The organism is Stenotrophomonas genospecies 3 (assembly GCF_054473855.1).
This window is the reverse complement of record NZ_JBTMUR010000001.1, coordinates 134,203-152,440: the sequence shown is the minus strand read 5'-3', so window position 1 is coordinate 152,440 and position 18,238 is coordinate 134,203. Positions and strand designations below refer to the sequence as shown.

The following is an 18,238-nucleotide window of genomic DNA, read 5'->3' as shown; positions in this document are numbered from 1 at the left end:
CACCCTCGCGGGTGGCTTCTTCGTTGCCGGCAGGGCGACGACTCAGTGCGTGGTCGTCGACGGGTTGCCCGCGTCCTGGGTCAGCAGGCGGTTCACGTCCTGCAGCTCGGCCACGTCCAGCGCACCCAGCGACTGGCTCAGCAGCAAGCGGTTCTGCAGGAAGGTGTAGCGGGCCTGTGCATAATCCAGCTGCGCCGAGAACAGGATGCGCTGGTTCTGGATCACGTCCAGCACGGTACGGGTACCGACTTCCAGGCCGACCTGCGACGCGTCGTACGCGCTCTGCGCCGAGACCACCGCCAGGCGGCGGGCTTCCACTTCGCTGATGCCCTGTACCAGGGTCTGGTAGGCATTGCGGGTGTTGCGGTCCAGGGCACGCTTCTGCTGCTCGTAGCCATCCTGGGCGATGTCACGCTGGGCCAGTGCCTGGCGGACGCCGGACTGGGTGGCGCCACCGGCGAAGATCGGCACGCTCAGGGTCAGCCCGATGCTGTTGGTGCGTGCATCCGGCGACAACGAGCCGGCACCGGTGCTGTCACCCCAGGTTGCGCTCTTGCCCCAGCTTCCGCCCAGCGACAGGGTCGGGTAATGGCCGCCACGAGCGGCCTGCACGCCAGCCTCGGCGGCGCTGACCTTCAGTTCCTGGGCCTTCAGCGCCGGATTCTGGTTGGTGGCCTGGTGCACCAGCTCATCGATGTTGCCACGGTTGGCCGGCACTTCCGGGCGGAAGTCCGCCGGCAGGCCGCGCAGGTTGACCACCGGCTGGCCGGTCAGTTCGGTCAGGGCCTGGTAGTTATCGGCCAGGGTGTTCTGCGCAACGATGGTGTTGGCACGCGCCTGGTCGTACTGGGCGCGTGCTTCGTGCACGTCGGTGATCGGCGCCAGGCCCACTTCCAGGCGCTTGTCGGCGAAGTCGAACTGCTTCTTCGCGGCCGCTTCATTGGTCTGTGCGGCGTTCAGCGATTCGATCGCCACCAGCACGTTGAAGTAGGCCGCCGAGGTGCGCACGATCAGGCTGTCGTTGGCCGAATCGAGGGTGAAGTCCGCCGCCTTGCTCAGCTCGCGCTGCGAACGCAGGTTGTTGATCTGGGTCCAGTTGAACAGCGTCTGGCTCCCTTCGATCGTGTAGTTGCGGCGCTTGCTGGTCACGGTGCCGGAGTTGGCGTCATGGTCCGCCTCGCTGCGCGAGCGGTTCAGCGTGGCCTGGCCGTTGATCTGCGGCAGCAGGGCAGCGCGGGCCTGCACGGCGCCTTCCTTGTCGTACAGCCGGGTGGATTCGGCGGCGGACAGCTGCGGATCGCCATTGCGCGCCATTTCGTAGACCTGCAGCAGGTCGGCGGCATGGGCGGACAACGGCAGCAGGGCAGTGGCCAGCGCAACAGCGAGGGATCGGCGGATCATTGCGGCTTCCTTGGACTCAGAGGTGGAACTGGGGGGCCGGGGCGGCACCACGCAGGTAATCGATATCGGTCTCGAACAGGGACTCGGTGCTGCCGTCGGCCGTGACCAGCAGGGCCTCCATCGCCGGCGAACGGCCATGGATCACGAACAGGCGACCACCCGGACGCAGCCACGAGGCGAACTGTGACGGCACCACGTCGACCGCACCAGTGACACAGATCACGTCAAAGCGGCGTTCGGTCTGCCAGGACAGGGCGTCGGCCACTTCCACGCGGACGTTGGTGCCCAGGCCGGAAGCGTCCAGGCGGGCACGCGCGGCGGCGGCCAGTTCCGGGTCGATCTCCAGGCTCAGCACGTCGCGCGCCAGCGCGCCGATGCAGGCTGCCAGGAAGCCGCTGCCGGTGCCGATTTCCAGCACTTCGTCACCCGGCTGCAGATCCAGTGCCTGCAGGGTACGGCCCTCGATGACCGGCTTCATCATCTTCTGGCCATGGCCGATCGGGAGTTCAACATCGGCATAGGCCAGTGCCCGGTGTGCATCGGCGACAAAGGCCTCGCGCGGCAGGCGGGCCAGGACGTCGAGCACCTTGATGTCCAGCACGTCCCAGGGACGGATCTGCTGTTCCACCATCAGTTCGCGGGCGTGGGCGTAATCAATCGTCATGAGGTTCAAATCCAGCGCAGTGGGCCGGCCATTTTACCGGTGCCGGAGGCCGGCGGCGCGCCCAGAGCATCAGCTGCCGGGTGGCCGGGGTCGCAGTGCCGGAAGTCATCGCGACCTCCGGTTCGTTCAGTTTTGGTTATCCGGCCGTCCCGGCCCCTCGCGGCGCATAGGCGCGCAGGAAGAAGTCGATGCTGGCGGTCACATGGGCAAGAGGGTCGCACTCCACCGGTGACAGTGGCATGCCGCACATCATATGCATGTGCACTTCGCCCTTGACCAGGGTCAGGAACTGCTGGCCAGCCAGGTAATAGTCGGGGATGTCCAGTTCGCCGCGTTCGCCGCGCGCGCGCAGGAAATCGGCCAGGGCCTCGCAGGTACGTTCCGGGCCGGCCTGCCAGAACAGCTCGCGCAGGCGTTCGTCGGTCTCCGGCGCCATCATCATGCGCTGGATCGAGATCGCTGCGTCGGAGGTGATCAGCTCGAAGAAGGCCAGGCCGATGCCGATCAGCTGGTCGCGCAGGGGGCCGTCCGCGTCGGCCACGAACAGCGCGTCAGGCAGCATTTCAATGCATTTTGACTGCACGGCCTCGGAGAACAGGGTTTCCTTGTCGCCGAAGTGGCTGTACACAGTCAGCTTCGAGACGCCGGCCTGAGCGGCGATGGTGTCCATGCTCACGCCGGTATAGCCCTGTTCGATGAACAGTGCCTTGGCTGCTTCAAGGATCGCCGCGCGCTTGCCGAGGTCCTTGGGACGCCCGGGTCCGGCGGCCTTGGCAGCGGGCTTGGCCGACGGCTTGCGGGAAGTGGGAGAACTCATCGCGACAATACTAGACCAAGCGGTTCGATATTTATACTATACCGGCCGGTTTATTAAATTGGGCCGGCAGTCGCGGCTCCCCCCTTAGTTGCAACCCTGCGTTTTCAGGACGTTGACCGATGAAGATCGTGCGCTGGATGGGCGGTATGGTGTGGGTGGCTGCGCTGGCAGCCTGTTCGGGACAGGAACAGGCGCCACAGGCGGCCGTACCGGTGCTGGTGGTTCACCCCGGCGAACAGGCCGGGCAGGCCCCGGCGGCGTTCCCGGGCACGGTGCGTGCCCGGCAGGAAAGCCCGCTGTCGTTCCGCGTCGGTGGCAACCTGGTCAAGCGCCATGTCGATGCCGGGCAGCGGGTCAAGAAGGGCGATGTGCTGGCCGAGCTGGACGTGGCCGACTTCGCGCTGCAGGCCCGCGCCTCGCAGGCGCAGCTGGCTGCGGCCGAAGCCGATCTGGTACGTGCCCGCGATGACCTCAAGCGCTACCAGGTGCTGGCCGACCAGCAACTGGTCAGCCGCTCGCAGCTGGACCAGCAGTCCGCCGCCTTCAAGGCCGCGCAGGGCCAGGCCAACGCCGCCCGCGCCAACCTCGATGTGCTGCGCAACCAGGCCGATTACGCCCAGCTGCGCGCACCGGCCGACGGCGTGATCGCCAGCCGCGAGGCCGAGGCCGGGCAGGTGGTGTCGGCCGGCCAGACCATCTTCAACCTGGCCGCCGATGGCGGGCGCGAAGTGCTGATCGACCTGCCCGAGGCCACCATCCGCGACTATGCGGTGGGCCAGCCGGTCGAGGTGGAGCTGTGGAACCGTCCTGGCCAGCGCCTGCCGGGCACGATCCGCGAGATCGCCGCCGCCGCCGATCCGCAGGCACGTACCTACGCGACCCGGGTCAGCCTGGCCGCCGATGCGCTGGCCGATGTCGAACTGGGCCAGAGCGCACGCGTCTACAGCAGCGCCGGCCGCCACGGCACCCTGCAGCTGCCGCTGGGCGCGCTGCAGCGCGGTGCCAACGGTACCGCCAGCGTGTGGCTGGTCGACCCGGCCAACAGCACGCTGAAGGCTGCAGCGGTCACCACCGGTGCGTTTGGCAGTGAGACCGTGCCGGTGCTGTCCGGCGTGAGCGCAGGTGACTGGGTGGTTGCTGCTGGTGGCCATCTGCTGCGTGCCGGTCAGCCGGTGATCGCCGTGGACCGGCAGAACCGTCCGGTGCTGAAGCCGGCCGCGCCGGCCGCAGCCGCCAAGGCCAAGGAGTAAGCCGGTGCGCCGCTTCAATCTCTCCGAGTGGGCGCTGGCCAACCGACCCCTGGTGCTGTTCGCGATGCTGGCGTTCGCGCTGATCGGCGCGTGGTCGTACAAGCATCTGGGCCAGTCCGAGGATCCGCCGTTCACCTTCAAGGCGATGGTGGTGCGCACGCTGTGGCCGGGCGCTACCGCCGAACAGGTCTCGCGGCAGGTGACCGAGCCGCTCGAGAAGGCGCTGATGAATACCGGCGAGTACGAGTTCATCCGCTCGTATTCTCGGCCGGGCGAGTCGCAGATCATCTTCATGGCGCGCGACAGCCTGCGGTCCAAGCAGATCCCCGACCTCTGGTACCAGGTGCGCAAGCGTGTGGGGGACATCCGCCCGACACTGCCGCGTGAAATCGTCGGTCCGTTCTTCAATGATGAGTTCGGTGATACCTACGGCAACATCTATGCGTTGACCGGCAAGGGCTTCGACTACGCGGTGATGCGTGATTACGCCGACCGTATCCAGCTGGAGCTGCAGCGCGTGCCCGACGTCGGCAAGATCGACCTGGTCGGCCTGCAGGACGAGAAGGTGTGGATCGAGCTGTCCAACACCCGCCTGGCCACGCTGGGTGTGTCGATGCAGCAGGTGCAGCAGGCACTGGCCGACCAGAACGCGGTCACCGGCACCAGCTTCTTCGAGACCGCCACCGACCGCGTGCAGCTGCGCGTGACCGGCCAGTTCAACGACATCGACGCCATCCGCCAGTTCCCGATCCGCGCTGGCGACCGCACCGTGCACCTGGGCGACATCGCCGAGGTCAAGCGCGGCTTCGCCGACCCGGCGTCGCCGAAGATGCGCTTCATGGGCGAGGAGGCGATCGGCCTGGCCGTGGCAATGAAGGACGGCGGTGACATTCTCAAGCTTGGCGCCAACCTTGATGCCGAGTTCGAACGCCTGCAGAAGACCCTGCCGGCCGGCATGCAGCTGCGCAAGGTGTCCGACCAGCCGCAATCGGTGGAGGAGTCGGTCGGCGAGTTCGTGCAGGTGCTGACCGAAGCGGTGGTGATCGTGCTGCTGGTCAGCTTCTTCTCGCTGGGCCTGCGCACCGGCCTGGTGGTGGGCGTGACCATTCCGCTGGTGCTGGCGATGACCTTCTTCGTCATGCACTACTTCGACATCGGCCTGCACAAGATCTCGCTGGGCGCGCTGGTGCTGGCGCTGGGCCTGCTGGTGGACGATGCGATCATCGCGGTGGAGATGATGGCCACCAAGATGGAGCAGGGCTACGACCGCCTGCGTGCGGCCAGTTTCGCCTGGGAGTCGACCGCGTTCCCGATGCTGACCGGTACGCTGATCACGGCGGCCGGCTTCCTGCCGATCGCCACGGCGGCATCGAGCACGGGTGAGTACACCCGCTCGCTGTTCCAGGTGGTGACTATCGCACTGGTGGTGTCGTGGATTGCCGCGGTGCTGTTCATCCCGTACCTGGGCGACAAGATGCTGCCGGACCTGTTCAATCCGCAGCCGCCGAAGCCGGGCAGCCTGTCCGCGCGCTGGCTGGCCAAGCGCCAGCAGTGGGCCGACCGCTATCCGGCGCTGGCCAACCTGATCGCGCCGCCGCAGCACGGGCACGACCATGATCCGTACCAGCGCCCGTTCTATCGCAGCTTCCGTCGCTTCCTCGATGGCTGCCTGCGCCACCGCTGGTGGGTGATCGCCGCGACCATCGCCCTGTTCGTGTTCTCGCTGATGATGTTCCGCTTCGTGCCGCAGCAGTTCTTCCCGGATTCGACCCGGCCGGAACTGATGGTGGACATCGAGCTGGCCGAGGGTGCGTCGTTGCGCTCGACCCAGGCCCAGGCCGAGAAGCTGGAGAAGCTGCTGTCCAACCGCGATGGCATCGCCAACTACGTGTCCTACGTGGGCACCGGTTCGCCGCGCTTCTACCTGCCGCTGGACCAGCAGCTGCCGGCCACCAACTTCGCCCAGTTCGTGGTGCTGGCCAAGGACATCAAGTCGCGCGAAAGCACCCGTGACTGGCTGCTGCATGAGGTGATCCCGAAGTTCCCGGACGTGCAGATGCGCGTGACCCGCCTGGAGAACGGCCCACCAGTCGGCTATCCGGTGCAGATGCGTATTTCCGGCGAGCACATCGAGAAGGTGCAGGCGATCGCACGACAGGTCGAGGCCAAGGTGCGTGAGAACCCGCACGTGATGAACGTCAACCTGGACTGGAGCGAGCCGAGCAAGGTGGTGCGGTTGGTGATCGACCAGGAGCGTGCGCGCGCGCTGGGTGTGAGCAGTGCCCAGGTCAGCCAGTTCCTGTCCAGCTCGCTGGCCGGGCAGTCGGTGAGCGTGTATCGCGAAGGCAACCGCCAGATCGAGATGCTGCTGCGCGGGCCGGCCGATGAACGCAACCAGCTGGAGCTGCTGTCGAGCCTGTCGATGCCGACCGCCAACGGCGGCAGCATCACGCTGTCGCAGGTGGCGACGATGGAGTACGGCTTCGAGGATGGCATCATCTGGCACCGTAACCGTCTGCCGACGGTGACCGTGCGCGCCGACATCAGTGATGGCATGCAGCCACTGGACGTGGTGCATCAGATCCTGCCGACGCTGGATGGCATCCGTGCCGAGCTGCCGAATGGCTACCTGCTGGAAACCGGCGGTACCGTGGAGGATTCGGCACGTGGCCAGAACTCGATCAAGGCCGGCATGCCGCTGTTCCTGGTGGTGGTGGCCACGCTGCTGATGCTGCAGCTGCGCAGCTTCTCGCGTGCGGCGATGGTGCTGGTGACCGCGCCGCTGGGCATCATCGGTGCGACCCTGTTCCTGCTGCTGTTCCGCGCCCCGTTCGGCTTCGTGGCGCTGCTGGGCACGATTGCACTGGCCGGCATGATCATGCGCAACTCGGTGATCCTGATCGACCAGATCCAGCAGGACATCGATGCCGGGCATGACCGCTGGCATTCGATCATCGATGCCACGGTGCGCCGCTTCCGCCCGATCGTGCTGACCGCGCTGGCGGCTGTGCTGGCGATGATTCCGCTCTCGCGCAGTGCGTTCTATGGCTCGATGGCGATTTCGATCATGGGTGGCCTGATCGTGGGCACGGTGCTGACCCTGGTGTTCCTGCCGGCGCTGTACGCCGCGTGGTTCCGGGTCAAGCCGGACGAATCCGGGGCGTAACGCCCCGGGTTCGGCGGCCACTGCCCTGGTAGGTGCCAACCTTGGTTGGCACTGTTGCGCGCATCCACGCATGGCGTGGATCTACCGCAGCGGGTCTTGGCCCTGGTAGGTGCCAACCTTGGTTGGCACTGTTGCACGCATCCAAGCATGGCGTGGATTAACCGCAGCGGGTCTTGGCCCTGGTAGGTGCCAACCTTGGTTGGCACTGATGCACGCATCCACGCATGGCGTGGATTTACCGCAGCGGGTCTTGGCCCTGGTAGGTGCCAACCTTGGTTGGCACTGTTGCACGCATCCACGCATGGCGTGGATCTACTGCAGCTGCAGGCCGCTCCGCAGCACCGGCAACAGCCATTCGATGAACACCTGCACGCGTTGCGCGCGGTGCTGCCGATGCGGTTGCAACAGGGTCACCGGCAGCGGTTGCGCCACGTGCTGTGGCATCACTTCCACCAGCGCACCAGATTGCAGTTCGGCCTGCACGTCGTAGCGCGGAATCTGCAGCAGGCCGAGCCCCGCCACGCAGCACGCGATCGAGGCCTCGGCGCTGTTTACCCGTACCCAGCCAGGCATCGGCAGCGTGCGCAGCTGGCCACCGTCCTGCCATTCCCACGGTTCCACCCGCGCCGTGGTCGGCGATGCGTAGTTCACCGCGCGGTGCTGCTGCAGGTCGGCAGGATGCTGCGGTACGCCGTGTTCGCGCAGGTAGGCCGGCGCGGCGACGTTGACGAAGTCGAGCTGTCCCAGCATGCGGGCCACCAGGCTGGAGTCACCCAGCTGGCCGACCCGCAGCACCGCATCACAGCCGTCTTCGATCAGGTTCACCGCGCGGTCGGTCATGCCCAGGTCCACTTCCACCTGTGGATGGCGCGCGAAGAAGTCGGGCAGGGCCGGGGCGAGGATGCGGCGGCCGATCCGGCTGGGCACATCGATCTTCAGCAGGCCCACCGGCTGCGCATCGACTTGCCGGAACAGCGATTCGGCGTCTTCAACTTCGGCGATCAGGCGCAGGCAGCGGGCATGGAACACGTCGCCGTCGTGGGTGGTGGAGACCCGCCGGGTCGAGCGCTGCAGCAGGCGGGTACCGAGCCGCTGCTCCAGCTCGGCCACCGCCGCGGAAACGGTGGAGCGGGGCAGGCCGAGCTGGTCGGCGGCGCGGGTGAAGCTGGCGCATTCCACCACCCGGGTGAAGATGCGGAAGCGATCGATCCGGTCCATTGTTCGCCTACTCTGGAAAGTTAAGTCAATGTGGCGGGCTTTATCCGCATTTTCTGCACGATATCGTCGTCAGGGCAGGGTTGCCACCCCGGGCAGCCCCCTCCTGAGACAAACGCCATGACCGACCATTCCCTCAAGGGCAAGACCGTGCTGATCGCCGGTGGCGCCAAGAACCTGGGCGGACTGATCGCCCGCGACTTCGCCAGCCAGGGCGCCAAAGCCATCGTCATCCACTACAACAGTGCCGCCACCCAGGCTGATGCGGAAGCAACGGTCGCCGCCGTGCAGGCCGCTGGCAGCAAGGCGGTGGCGCTGCAGGGCGACCTGACTTCGGCCGCAGCGATGGAGCGCTTGTTCGCCGATGCCGTGGCTGCAGTCGGCCGGCCGGACATCGCCATCAATACCGTCGGCAAAGTGCTGAAGAAGCCGATGCTGGAGATCAGCGAAGCCGAGTACGACGAGATGAGCGCGGTCAATGCCAAGGCTGCCTTCTTCTTCCTGAGGGAGGCCGGCCGCCACGTCAACGACGGCGGCCGCATCTGCACTCTGGTCACCTCGTTGCTGGGTGCGTTCACGCCGTTCTATTCCAGCTATGCCGGCACCAAGGCACCGGTCGAGCATTTCACCCGCGCGGCGTCCAAGGAGTTCGGTGAGCGTGGCATCTCGGTGACCGCGATCGGCCCCGGTCCGATGGACACGCCGTTCTTCTATCCGGCCGAGAGTGCCGATGCGCAGGCGTACCACAAGACCGCGGCGGCACTGTCGCCTTTCACCCGCACCGGCCTGACCGACATCGCCGACATCGTGCCGTGGATCCGCTTCCTCGTGACCGATGGCTGGTGGATGACTGGGCAGACCATCCTCGTCAATGGCGGTTACACCACCAAGTAAAGCAGCCACGCAGGGCGTGGCTCTACTGCGGTGGTGGGTGCCAACCTTGGTTGGCACGGATGGCGCATCCACGCATGGCGTGGATCTACAGTAGAGCCACCCCATGGGTGGCTGCGCACAATGTCCAAAGGGAGGGGCGCCACGCATGGCGTGGCGCTATCGGATCAGTTGAGTTTGGCCAGCACCGCGTCGGTGGCGGCAGCGGTGCTGACGGCCTGGCCCTTCGCCGCCAGATCGGCGGTGAACACGCCATCGTCCAGCACGGCGTGCACGGCGGCTTCCACCTCGGCGGCTTCCGCTTCCAGCCCCAGCGAATGGCGCAGCAGCATCGCGGCGCTGAAGATCGTCGCGTACGGATTGGCGATGCCCTTGCCGGCGATGTCCGGGGCCGAACCATGGATCGGCTCGTAGATGCCGACCGCACCGGGTTCGCCGAGCGAGGCCGAGGGCAGCAGGCCCAGCGAGCCGGCCAGCATCGACGCCTCATCGGTGAGGATGTCGCCGAACATGTTCTCGGTGACGATCACGTCGTACTCGCGCGGCTTGGCCAGCAGGTGCATCGCCATTGAATCGACCAGCTGGTGCTCCAGCGCAACGTCCGGGAACTCCTCGCGGCCGATGCGCGCGGCCACGTCACGCCACAGGCGCGAGGTTTCCAGCACATTGGCCTTGTCCACCGAGGTGACCTTGCCGCGACGCTGTTGCGCCAGACGGAACGCACTGCGCAGCACGCGCTCGATCTCGGCTACGGTGTAGCGGCACAGATCGCTGGCGCTGTCGGCGTCGCGGGTCTTGTCGCCGAAGTAAATGCCGCCGGTCAGCTCGCGCACCACCACGAAGTCCACCCCCTGCAGCAGCTCGGCCTTGATCGGCGAGGCGTGCAGGGCGGCTTCATGGGTACGCACCGGGCGCAGGTTGGCATACAGGCCCAGCGCCTTGCGGATCGCCAGCAGGCCCTGCTCCGGGCGCACCTTGGCATTCGGGTCGGACCACTTCGGGCCGCCGACTGCACCCAGCAGTACGGCGTTGGCGGCCTGGCAGGCGGTCAACGTAGAGGCGGGCAGTGGCTCGCCATGGCGATCGATGGCGACGCCACCGATGTCGTGCTCGCTGAAGGTGAAGGTGTGGTTGAAGCGTTCGGCGACGGCCTTCAGGACGGCGACTGCCGCGGCGGCCACTTCCGGGCCAATGCCATCACCGGGCAGGACAACAATTTCAGCGTGCATGCTCACTCTCGTAGCGTTCGATTTCAGGGACACGGCCCAACAGATACCCCAACTGGTCGACACCTTCCAGCAGGCAGGTCTGCGAGAAGCCATCCAGCGGGAAGGAATAGACGCGACCATCTGGCGTGCGCAGTTCGCGCGCGGCCACGTCGATGGTCAGCTCGTCGTCCGGGCGCTGCATCAGCGCCTGCACATCGGCCTCGTCCAGCACGATCGGCAGCAGGCCGTTCTTCAGCGAGTTGCCGCGGAAGATGTCGGCGATCTCGCTGCTGACGATGGCACGCAGGCCGAGGTCGGTCAGCGCCCATGGTGCATGCTCGCGCGAGGAACCGCAGCCGAAGTTGCGGCCCGCCAGCAGGATGCTGCGGCCGGCGTTGTGTGGCTGGTTGAAGGCGAAGTCGGCCACCGGGGAACCGTCGGCCTGCCAGCGCCAGTCATTGAACGCGTTGCGGCCGAGGCCGGCACGTTCGGTGGTGGACAGGAACCGCGCCGGGATGATCTGGTCGGTGTCGATGTTGGTCTGCGCCAGTACCACGCTGGACGAGGTCAGGGTACGGAAACCGGCCATCACGCCACCTCCTGTGCGAACAGTTCGCGGGTATCGGCGACGTGCCCGTTCACCGCGGCCCAGGCGGCGCTCATCGGCGAAGCCAGCAGCGTGCGCGAACCGGGGCCCTGGCGGCCTTCGAAATTGCGGTTGCTGGTGCTCACGGCCAGCTGGCCGGGAGCGACCAGATCGCCGTTCATGGCGATGCACATCGAACAGCCCGGCTCGCGCCATTCGGCGCCGGCCGCGCGCACGATCTCATGGATGCCTTCGGCCTCGGCCTCGCGCTTGACGATTTCCGAACCGGGCACCACCAGCATGCGCACCCGGTCAGCGACACGACGGCCGCGCAGGACCTGTGCGACCTCGCGCATGTCGCTCAACCGGCCGTTGGTGCATGAGCCGACGAACACCACGTCCACGGGTGTACCGGCCAGCGCCTTGCCGGCCTGGAAATGCATGTAGTCCAGGCCTTTCTGTGCGGCGGCATCGTTGGCCGCCGGAATCGGCGCATCCACTGCGATCGCGGTGCCCGGATGGGTGCCCCAGGTCAGGGTCGGGCGGATGTCGGCAGCGTCGATGTGCACTTCGCTGTCGAAATGCGCGCCGTCATCGCTGCGCAGCTGCTGCCAGCGTGCCACGGCGGCGTCGAAGTCGGCGCCCTTGGGGCCGCGCGGGGTCGCGGCGACGAAGTCGAAGGTGACCTGGTCCGGGGCCACCATACCGGCGCGTGCGCCGGCCTCGATCGACATGTTGCACAGGGTCATGCGCTGTTCCATGTCCATCGCTTCGATGGTGCTGCCACGGAACTCGATGACGTGGCCGGTGCCACCATTGACGCCGATCACGCCGATGATGTGCAGGACCACATCCTTGGCGCCAACGCCGGGTGCCAGCGGCCCATCAACGGTGATCGCCAGCGTCTTCGCCTTGCGCTGCAGCAGGCACTGCGTGGCCAGCACGTGGCCGACTTCACTGGTGCCGATGCCGAACGCCAGCGAACCGAACGCACCATGGGTGGAGGTGTGGCTGTCGCCACAGACGACGGTCATGCCGGGTTGGGTAAAGCCCTGTTCCGGCGCGATCACGTGGACGATGCCGCGGTTGTCCGAGGCCATGTCGAACAGCTCGATGCCGTGCTCGGCACAGTTGCGTGCCAGCGTGGCGACCTGCGCTTCAGAGGCGGCGCTGGCGTAGGGCAGCGTGCCGTCGGCAGAGGCCGGCAGGGTCGGCGTGGAGTGGTCCATCGTCGCCTTGGTGCGATCCGGGCGGCGCGGCGACAGGCCGCGCTCACGCAGTTCGGTGAACGCCTGCGGCGAGGTGACCTCGTGGATCAGGTGCAGGTCGATGTACAGCACGGCGGGCGCGCTGTCGGATTCAGGGACAACCACGTGGGCGTCCCACAGTTTGTCGTACAGGGTGCGGGGTGCGGAAGTCATGCGTGTGCCTGGCAGAAGTACGAAATAGCGAACATCAGTAAAGAAAACGGAACGGTCAAGTCAGCGGCGACGGGCAAGCACCCGCAGCCGCACGTAGTCGGCCAGCGGCTGGCCGCTGGCGTTGCGCGGCAGCTCGGCCAGCAGAACGGTGGCGGCCTCGCGCACGGTGGCGCGTGCCTCGGCCGGCAGATCGTCCAGCAGCGGTGCGGCGAACACACGCAGCCAGCCGGCCACGCCGGTCGGCAGAGCAGTCGGGCGCGGCGTGCACTCGATCAGCTGCACCTGGAAGCCATGCTGGCGCAGGCGGTCGGCGTAGGCATCGGCAGTGGGGAAGTACCACTGGAATGCGCTGGCGCCGTGGCCATGGGCCGCGCGTGCAGCCTGCACCGCCGCGATGATCGTGGCCACGTTGCCATGCCCGCCGAACTCGGCAACGAAGCGGCCGCCCGGGCGCAGTGCGCGGCGCACACCTTCCATCACCCGGTCGGGGTTGCTCATCCAATGCAGCGCTGCGTTGCTGAATACCGCATCGAACTCACTGTCGAACGACAGCGCGTGGCCATCCATCACCTGCGCATCGACGCCGCGCGCACGCGCGGCGATCACCAGTTCCGGTGAGGCATCCACACCGTGGATGTGCGCGCCGCTGAGCGCCAGCTCGGTGCTGAGCACGCCATCGCCACAGCCCAGGTCGAGGATGCGTTCACCGGCGCGCGGGTCGAGCAGGCGCGATACCGCGCCGCCGAGCAGCGGCACGAAGCCGGCGTCGATCGCATAATCCTGGGCGTTCCACTGCTGGCCAGCGGCGCTGGCCGGGGTGGGGGTGTCGAAGGCGCTCATGGCGGGGTCCTCAGGCGGTGGCGGGGGTGGCAACGTCGGTGTTGCTGTGGGCGGCAGCCTGGCGCTGGCGCAGCAGGCGGTTGGCCACATCCAGCCAGGCCAGCGCGGAGGCTTCGATGATGTCCTTGCTGGTGCCGGTGCCGTCGTACTCCACGCCCTCGTGGCGCACGCTCAGATTGGCTTCGCCGCGCGCATCGGCGCCGATGCCGACGCTGTGCACGTGGTAGCTGTCCAGCATCAGCTGCACGCCGGTAGCGGCCGACAGCGCGCCGAACAGTGCATCGACCGGGCCATCGCCCTGCGCGGTCTCGGCTACGCGGTTGCCGTCCGGGTCGGACAGTTCGACCAGTGCATTGGCGCGGCTGCCGACGTCGCTGATGGTCATCGACGCCAGGCGATAGCCCTGCGCGTTGGAGCCACCCTGCATCAGCGTCTGCAGGTCGGCATCGGTGACCACGCGCTGCTGTTCGCACAGGCCCTTGAACTGCTCGAACACCAGCTTCAGTTCGTCTTCGTCCAGCCAGAAGCCCAGCGCACGCAGGCGCGCTTCAACAGCGGCGCGGCCACTGTGGCGGCCCAGCACCATCTGCGAATCCTCCCAGCCCACGTCTTCCGGACGCATGATTTCATAGGTGCCGCGGTGGCGCAGCATGCCATGCTGGTGGATGCCCGATTCGTGGGCGAAGGCATTGGCACCGACGATGGCCTTGTTGCGCTGTACCGGCATGCCGACCAGGCGCTGCAGCAGCTGCGAGGTGCCGACGATGCGCGGGGTGTTGATCGAACTGTCCTGCTCGTAGAAGGCCTGGCGCACCTTCAGCACCATCGCGATCTCTTCCAGCGAACAGTTGCCGGCGCGCTCGCCGATGCCGTTGACGGTGCACTCGACCTGGCGTGCACCGCCTTCGATGGCGGCCAGCGAGTTGGCCACGGCCAGGCCCAGGTCGTTGTGGCAGTGCGCGCTGAAGATCACATTGGCGGCATTCGGCACGTCGGCGACGCCGGCGATGACCTGCTGGAACATCGCGCGGATCTCTTCCGGCGTGGTGAAGCCGACGGTGTCGGGCAGGTTGATGGTAGTGGCGCCGGCAGCGATGGCCACACGCGCGACTTCGATCAGGTAGTCCAGCTCGGTGCGGGTGGCATCCTCGGCCGAGAATTCGACATCGTCGATATAGGACCGGGCCAGCGATACGTGCTTGCGTACCGACTCCAGTACCTGCTCGCGGGTCATCCGCAGCTTGTGCTCGCGGTGCAGCGGGCTGGTCGACAGGAACACGTGCAGGCGCGGGTTGGCAGCGGCCTCCAGCGCACGTGCGGAGGTTTCGATGTCGGCCTGCAGGCAGCGCGACAGCACCGCCAGGGTCAGGCTCGGGCGGCGCAGTTCGCGGCCGATCAGTGCCATCGCCTCACGGTCGGACTGCGAGCTGGCCGGGAAGCCGGTCTCGATGATGTCCACGCCCAGTTCGTCCAGCGCACGCGCCATCACCAGCTTCTGCGGCGGGCTCATGCTGCAGCCGGGGGACTGCTCGCCGTCACGCAGGGTGGTGTCGAAGATGCGGATGCGCGGGGTGGTAATTCGTTCGATGGTGGTCACAGGGAAATCTCCTCGACAGCGGGTGCGACGGCTTGCAGGGGGGAAGGGGAAGAGGTGGGGGAAGCGATGGCGCTGGCCTTGGCGGGCGAGCGCGGTGTTTCGCTGCGCCGTCGCCGTGGTTTGCGTGGCGGGCGCGGGCGGATGTCGGTGAGCAGGCCGGCCAGGACGCCGGCATCGATGTTGCCGCCGGAGACCACCGCGCACTTGCGGCGGCCGGCGACGCGGCGGCCGGCGGCCAGCGCCAGCGCACCGGCGCCCTCGGCGATGATGTGTTCTTCCAATGCCAGGCGGACCAGGGTTTCGCGCAGTTCGGCTTCGCGCACGATCACCACATCGTCCAGCAGCGAGGTGCACAGGCGGCGGGTCAGGAAGCCGGGAATCTTCACCCGCACGCCGTCGGCCAGCGAAGCAACGGGGGCGATCTCGCGCACGTCACCGTGGATCGCGCGGGCCATCGAATCGACGCCTTCCACCTGCGCGCCAACGACGCGGACGCCCTGCGATTTCAGCGCCAACGCAACGCCGGAGGCCAGGCCGCCGCCGCCGATCGGTACGATCACTACATCCGGCGCGTGCGCGGCCAGCTCGATGCCGACCGTGCCCTGGCCGGCGATCACATCGGCATCGTCGAACGCGGACAGGAAGCGGTAGCCGTGGCGTTGTGCCAGTTCGACCGCGAAGGCGTAGGCCTCGTCATAGCTGGTGCCGTGCTGGCGCACGGTCGCGCCCCAGTGGGCGACGCCGGCGATCTTGGTGGCGGGCGCGCCATGCGGCATCACGGTGATGGCCGGCACGTCCAGGCGGTAGGCCGCCCACGCCACGCCCTGGGCATGGTTGCCGGCCGAGGCGCAGATCACTGGCCGGGTATCGCCGCGCTCGCGGCCGGCCAGCAGCGCATTCAATGCGCCGCGTACCTTGTAGGAACCGGTGCGCTGCAGGTTCTCCAGCTTCAGCCAGGTACCGAAGCGTTCGGCATGGTGCAGCGGGGTGGGCGGCAGGAAGCGGCGCAGACGAGCCTGCGCCGCCAGTACGTCGGCGACGCTTACGTCGCCGACATCGCTTTCCTGGCTGGTGTCAGCGGCCGGCATGGGCCACCAGCGCAGTGCAGAAGACCGCCGCATGCGGGCACGGGCGGCGAAGAAGACGCCTCCGTACCGGCACCGTGGTCGCTACGGTACGGGTGTTCATACGGATGCTCCTTCCACGGCGGTGACCTGCACGGACACGCAGTCGTAGATCTTCTCGATCTGCCGGCACAGCGTTTCCGCCGGACGCTGGCCATCCACCACCAGCTGCAGGTGCCAGCGGCCATCGTCGGCGGCCACCGGCGCACCACTGATCGCACGCGGCGCGAAGCCACGGCGTTCGGCCATGCCGATCACGCGCAGCAGCGCGCCTTCGGCCGGGTGCAGCACCAGGTCAAGCCGGTATTGCATTGGGGGTCTCCTGGCGGGCATGGGCGGGGTTGCTTTCCAGCATCGTGCTGTTGGCGGTGTTCGGCGGCACCAGCGGCCACACGTTGGCGCGTGCATCGATGGCCACGTGCAGCAGCGCCGGGCCTGGTTCGGCCAGCAGTGCGGCCAGGCCGCCTTCCACGTCGTCGCGGTTGTCGATGCGGGTGGCGGCGATGCCGAACACCTGTGCCAGTGCCACGAAGTCCGGGTTGTCGGACAGGTCGATCTCGCTGTAACGCTCGGCGAAGAACAGCTCCTGCCACTGCCGCACCATGCCCAGCGAACTGTTGTCCAGCAGCACGATCTTCACCGGCAGGCGGCAACGCGCGATGGTGGCCAGCTCCTGCACGTTCATCATGAAGCTGCCGTCGCCGGAGACCAGCACCACGGTGCGCTCGGGGCATGCGAACTGCGCACCCATCGCGGCCGGCAGGCCGAAGCCCATGGTGCCCAGCGCGCCACTGGTCAGATGATTGCGCGGGTGGTTGAAACGGCAGTGCTGGGCGACCCACATCTGGTGCTGGCCGACATCGCAGGCGATCACCGCATCGGCCGGTGCCAGCTCACTCAGGCGCTTCAGCAGGGCCGGTGCGTAGATGTGCTGGCCCGGCGCGTCGTAGCGTGCGGCGAAACGATCGCGATGCTGTGCACAGCGCTTGCGCCATGCGTCCTGGTGGGCCTTGGGGGAGGGGAAGGCCGCACGCAGGGCGCGGATGGCATGGCCGACGTTGCCGGGCACGGCGACGTCGGCGCTGCGCAGCTTGGAGATCTCGTAGGCGTCGGCGTCGATGTGGACGACGCGGGCGAACGGTGCGAACTCGGCCAGCTTGCCGGTGGCACGGTCATCGAAGCGCGCACCCAGCACCAGCAGCAGGTCGCTTTCCTGCACCGCCATGTTGGCCGCGCGGGTACCGTGCATACCCAGCATGCCCAGCGACTGCGGGTGGTTGGCCGGCAGTGCGCCCAGCCCACGCAGGGTCATCACCGTGGGGATGGCACTGGCCTCGACGAAGTCGCGCAGGTCCTGCACCGCGTCGCCCAGCGCGATGCCCCCACCGGCGTAGACCACCGGCTTTTCGGCGGCTGCCAGTGCGGCGATGGCCTCGGCGATGGCCGCTTCGGCCGGCGCAGGCGGCGGCTCGATGCTGCTCGGCACGTGCGCTGGCAGATGACTGGCATCGGCCAGCTGCACGTCCTTGGGCAGGTCGATCAGCACCGGGCCGGGCCGGCCTTCGCGGGCGATGCGGAACGCATCGGCGACCACGCGCGGCAGGTCATCGACGCTGCGCACCAGCCAGCTGTGCTTGACGATCGGCATCGTCAGGCCGAACACATCCAGTTCCTGGAAGGCGTCGGTGCCCAGCAGCGGCGTGCCGACCTGACCGGTGATGCAGACCATCGGTACCGAATCCAGCATCGCATCGGCAATGCCGGTGACCAGGTTGGAGGCGCCCGGGCCGGAGGTGGCCACGCAGACACCCACCTGGTTGCTGGCGCGGGCAAAACCGTTGGCGGCCAGCGCCGCGCCCTGCTCATGGCGTACCAGGATGTGCTTCAGCGACGAATCCACCAGCGCGTCGTAGAACGGCATGATGGTGCCACCGGGATAGCCGAACAGCGTGCGGACGCCTTCGGCCTCCAGCGCCTGGGTCAGCCAGCGCGCGCCGTTGGGCGGCGCGCTGCGATGTGTCGAAGAGTTCATGGGGGAACCTTGCAAAGCGGGTGGGG

15 protein-coding genes are annotated in these 18,238 nt (G+C 67.5%); 3 read left to right on the top strand and 12 right to left on the bottom strand.

Annotation, left to right across the window (positions count from 1 at the left end; genetic code table 11):
- Positions 1–42: 42 nt before the first annotated feature.
- From ACX9OT_RS00655 to ACX9OT_RS00645, 3 genes are all read right to left on the bottom strand, one after another.
- On the bottom strand, positions 43–1,401 hold the full coding sequence (locus ACX9OT_RS00655; RefSeq protein ID WP_049460783.1) for a TolC family outer membrane protein: 1,359 nt from the start codon (positions 1,399–1,401) through the stop codon (positions 43–45).
- 16 nt (positions 1,402–1,417) lie between these two features.
- The gene (locus ACX9OT_RS00650; protein ID WP_049460781.1) at positions 1,418–2,065 is read right to left on the bottom strand and encodes a protein-L-isoaspartate O-methyltransferase family protein; all 648 of its coding nucleotides are present in this window, start codon (positions 2,063–2,065) and stop codon (positions 1,418–1,420) included.
- A gap of 136 nt (positions 2,066–2,201) precedes the next feature.
- The gene (locus ACX9OT_RS00645; RefSeq protein ID WP_049398377.1) at positions 2,202–2,882 is read right to left on the bottom strand and encodes a TetR/AcrR family transcriptional regulator; all 681 of its coding nucleotides are present in this window, start codon (positions 2,880–2,882) and stop codon (positions 2,202–2,204) included.
- A 119-nt stretch (positions 2,883–3,001) separates the two neighbouring features.
- Between ACX9OT_RS00645 and ACX9OT_RS00640 the strand changes: the two genes are divergently transcribed.
- Together ACX9OT_RS00640 and ACX9OT_RS00635 are read left to right on the top strand one after the other, a co-directional pair.
- Positions 3,002–4,132 (top strand): efflux RND transporter periplasmic adaptor subunit, encoded by a 1,131-nt coding sequence (locus tag ACX9OT_RS00640; RefSeq protein WP_032129094.1) that lies wholly within the window; start codon positions 3,002–3,004, stop codon positions 4,130–4,132.
- 4 nt (positions 4,133–4,136) lie between these two features.
- On the top strand, positions 4,137–7,298 hold the full coding sequence (locus ACX9OT_RS00635; RefSeq protein WP_100437662.1) for an efflux RND transporter permease subunit: 3,162 nt from the start codon (positions 4,137–4,139) through the stop codon (positions 7,296–7,298).
- A gap of 312 nt (positions 7,299–7,610) precedes the next feature.
- Here ACX9OT_RS00635 and ACX9OT_RS00630 read toward each other — a convergent pair whose 3' ends face one another.
- A complete protein-coding gene (locus ACX9OT_RS00630) occupies positions 7,611–8,516 on the bottom strand; it encodes a LysR family transcriptional regulator (RefSeq protein WP_049462533.1) in 906 nt (301 codons plus the stop codon).
- A gap of 117 nt (positions 8,517–8,633) precedes the next feature.
- Between ACX9OT_RS00630 and ACX9OT_RS00625 the strand changes: the two genes are divergently transcribed.
- Positions 8,634–9,407, top strand: a complete 774-nt coding sequence (locus tag ACX9OT_RS00625) for an SDR family oxidoreductase (protein ID WP_049462531.1) — start codon at positions 8,634–8,636, stop codon at positions 9,405–9,407.
- Between the two features lie 164 nt (positions 9,408–9,571).
- Here the strand turns inward: ACX9OT_RS00625 and leuB are convergent, their stop codons facing one another.
- The 8 genes from leuB to ilvG form a co-directional block, all read right to left on the bottom strand.
- A complete protein-coding gene (gene leuB / locus ACX9OT_RS00620) occupies positions 9,572–10,633 on the bottom strand; it encodes a 3-isopropylmalate dehydrogenase (protein ID WP_049462530.1) in 1,062 nt (353 codons plus the stop codon).
- On the bottom strand, positions 10,623–11,201 hold the full coding sequence (gene leuD / locus ACX9OT_RS00615; protein WP_006390726.1) for a 3-isopropylmalate dehydratase small subunit: 579 nt from the start codon (positions 11,199–11,201) through the stop codon (positions 10,623–10,625). The genes leuB and leuD overlap by 11 nt, the downstream gene beginning before the upstream one ends.
- Positions 11,201–12,619, bottom strand: coding sequence for a 3-isopropylmalate dehydratase large subunit (leuC, locus tag ACX9OT_RS00610; RefSeq protein ID WP_049462528.1), 1,419 nt, complete (start codon positions 12,617–12,619; stop codon positions 11,201–11,203). The genes leuD and leuC overlap by 1 nt, the downstream gene beginning before the upstream one ends.
- A gap of 60 nt (positions 12,620–12,679) precedes the next feature.
- Positions 12,680–13,459, bottom strand: coding sequence for a class I SAM-dependent methyltransferase (locus tag ACX9OT_RS00605; protein WP_049462526.1), 780 nt, complete (start codon positions 13,457–13,459; stop codon positions 12,680–12,682).
- Between the two features lie 10 nt (positions 13,460–13,469).
- Positions 13,470–15,056 carry a 2-isopropylmalate synthase gene (locus ACX9OT_RS00600; protein WP_049462523.1) on the bottom strand — a complete coding sequence of 529 codons (1,587 nt, stop codon included), beginning with the start codon at positions 15,054–15,056 and terminating at the stop codon, positions 13,470–13,472.
- Positions 15,053–16,144, bottom strand: coding sequence for a threonine dehydratase (locus tag ACX9OT_RS00595; RefSeq protein WP_049462521.1), 1,092 nt, complete (start codon positions 16,142–16,144; stop codon positions 15,053–15,055). The genes ACX9OT_RS00600 and ACX9OT_RS00595 overlap by 4 nt, the downstream gene beginning before the upstream one ends.
- A gap of 96 nt (positions 16,145–16,240) precedes the next feature.
- A complete protein-coding gene (locus ACX9OT_RS00590) occupies positions 16,241–16,492 on the bottom strand; it encodes an ACT domain-containing protein (protein WP_014038403.1) in 252 nt (83 codons plus the stop codon).
- The gene (gene ilvG / locus ACX9OT_RS00585) at positions 16,476–18,212 is read right to left on the bottom strand and encodes an acetolactate synthase 2 catalytic subunit (protein WP_049462520.1); all 1,737 of its coding nucleotides are present in this window, start codon (positions 18,210–18,212) and stop codon (positions 16,476–16,478) included. The genes ACX9OT_RS00590 and ilvG overlap by 17 nt, the downstream gene beginning before the upstream one ends.
- Positions 18,213–18,238 lie beyond the last annotated feature (26 nt).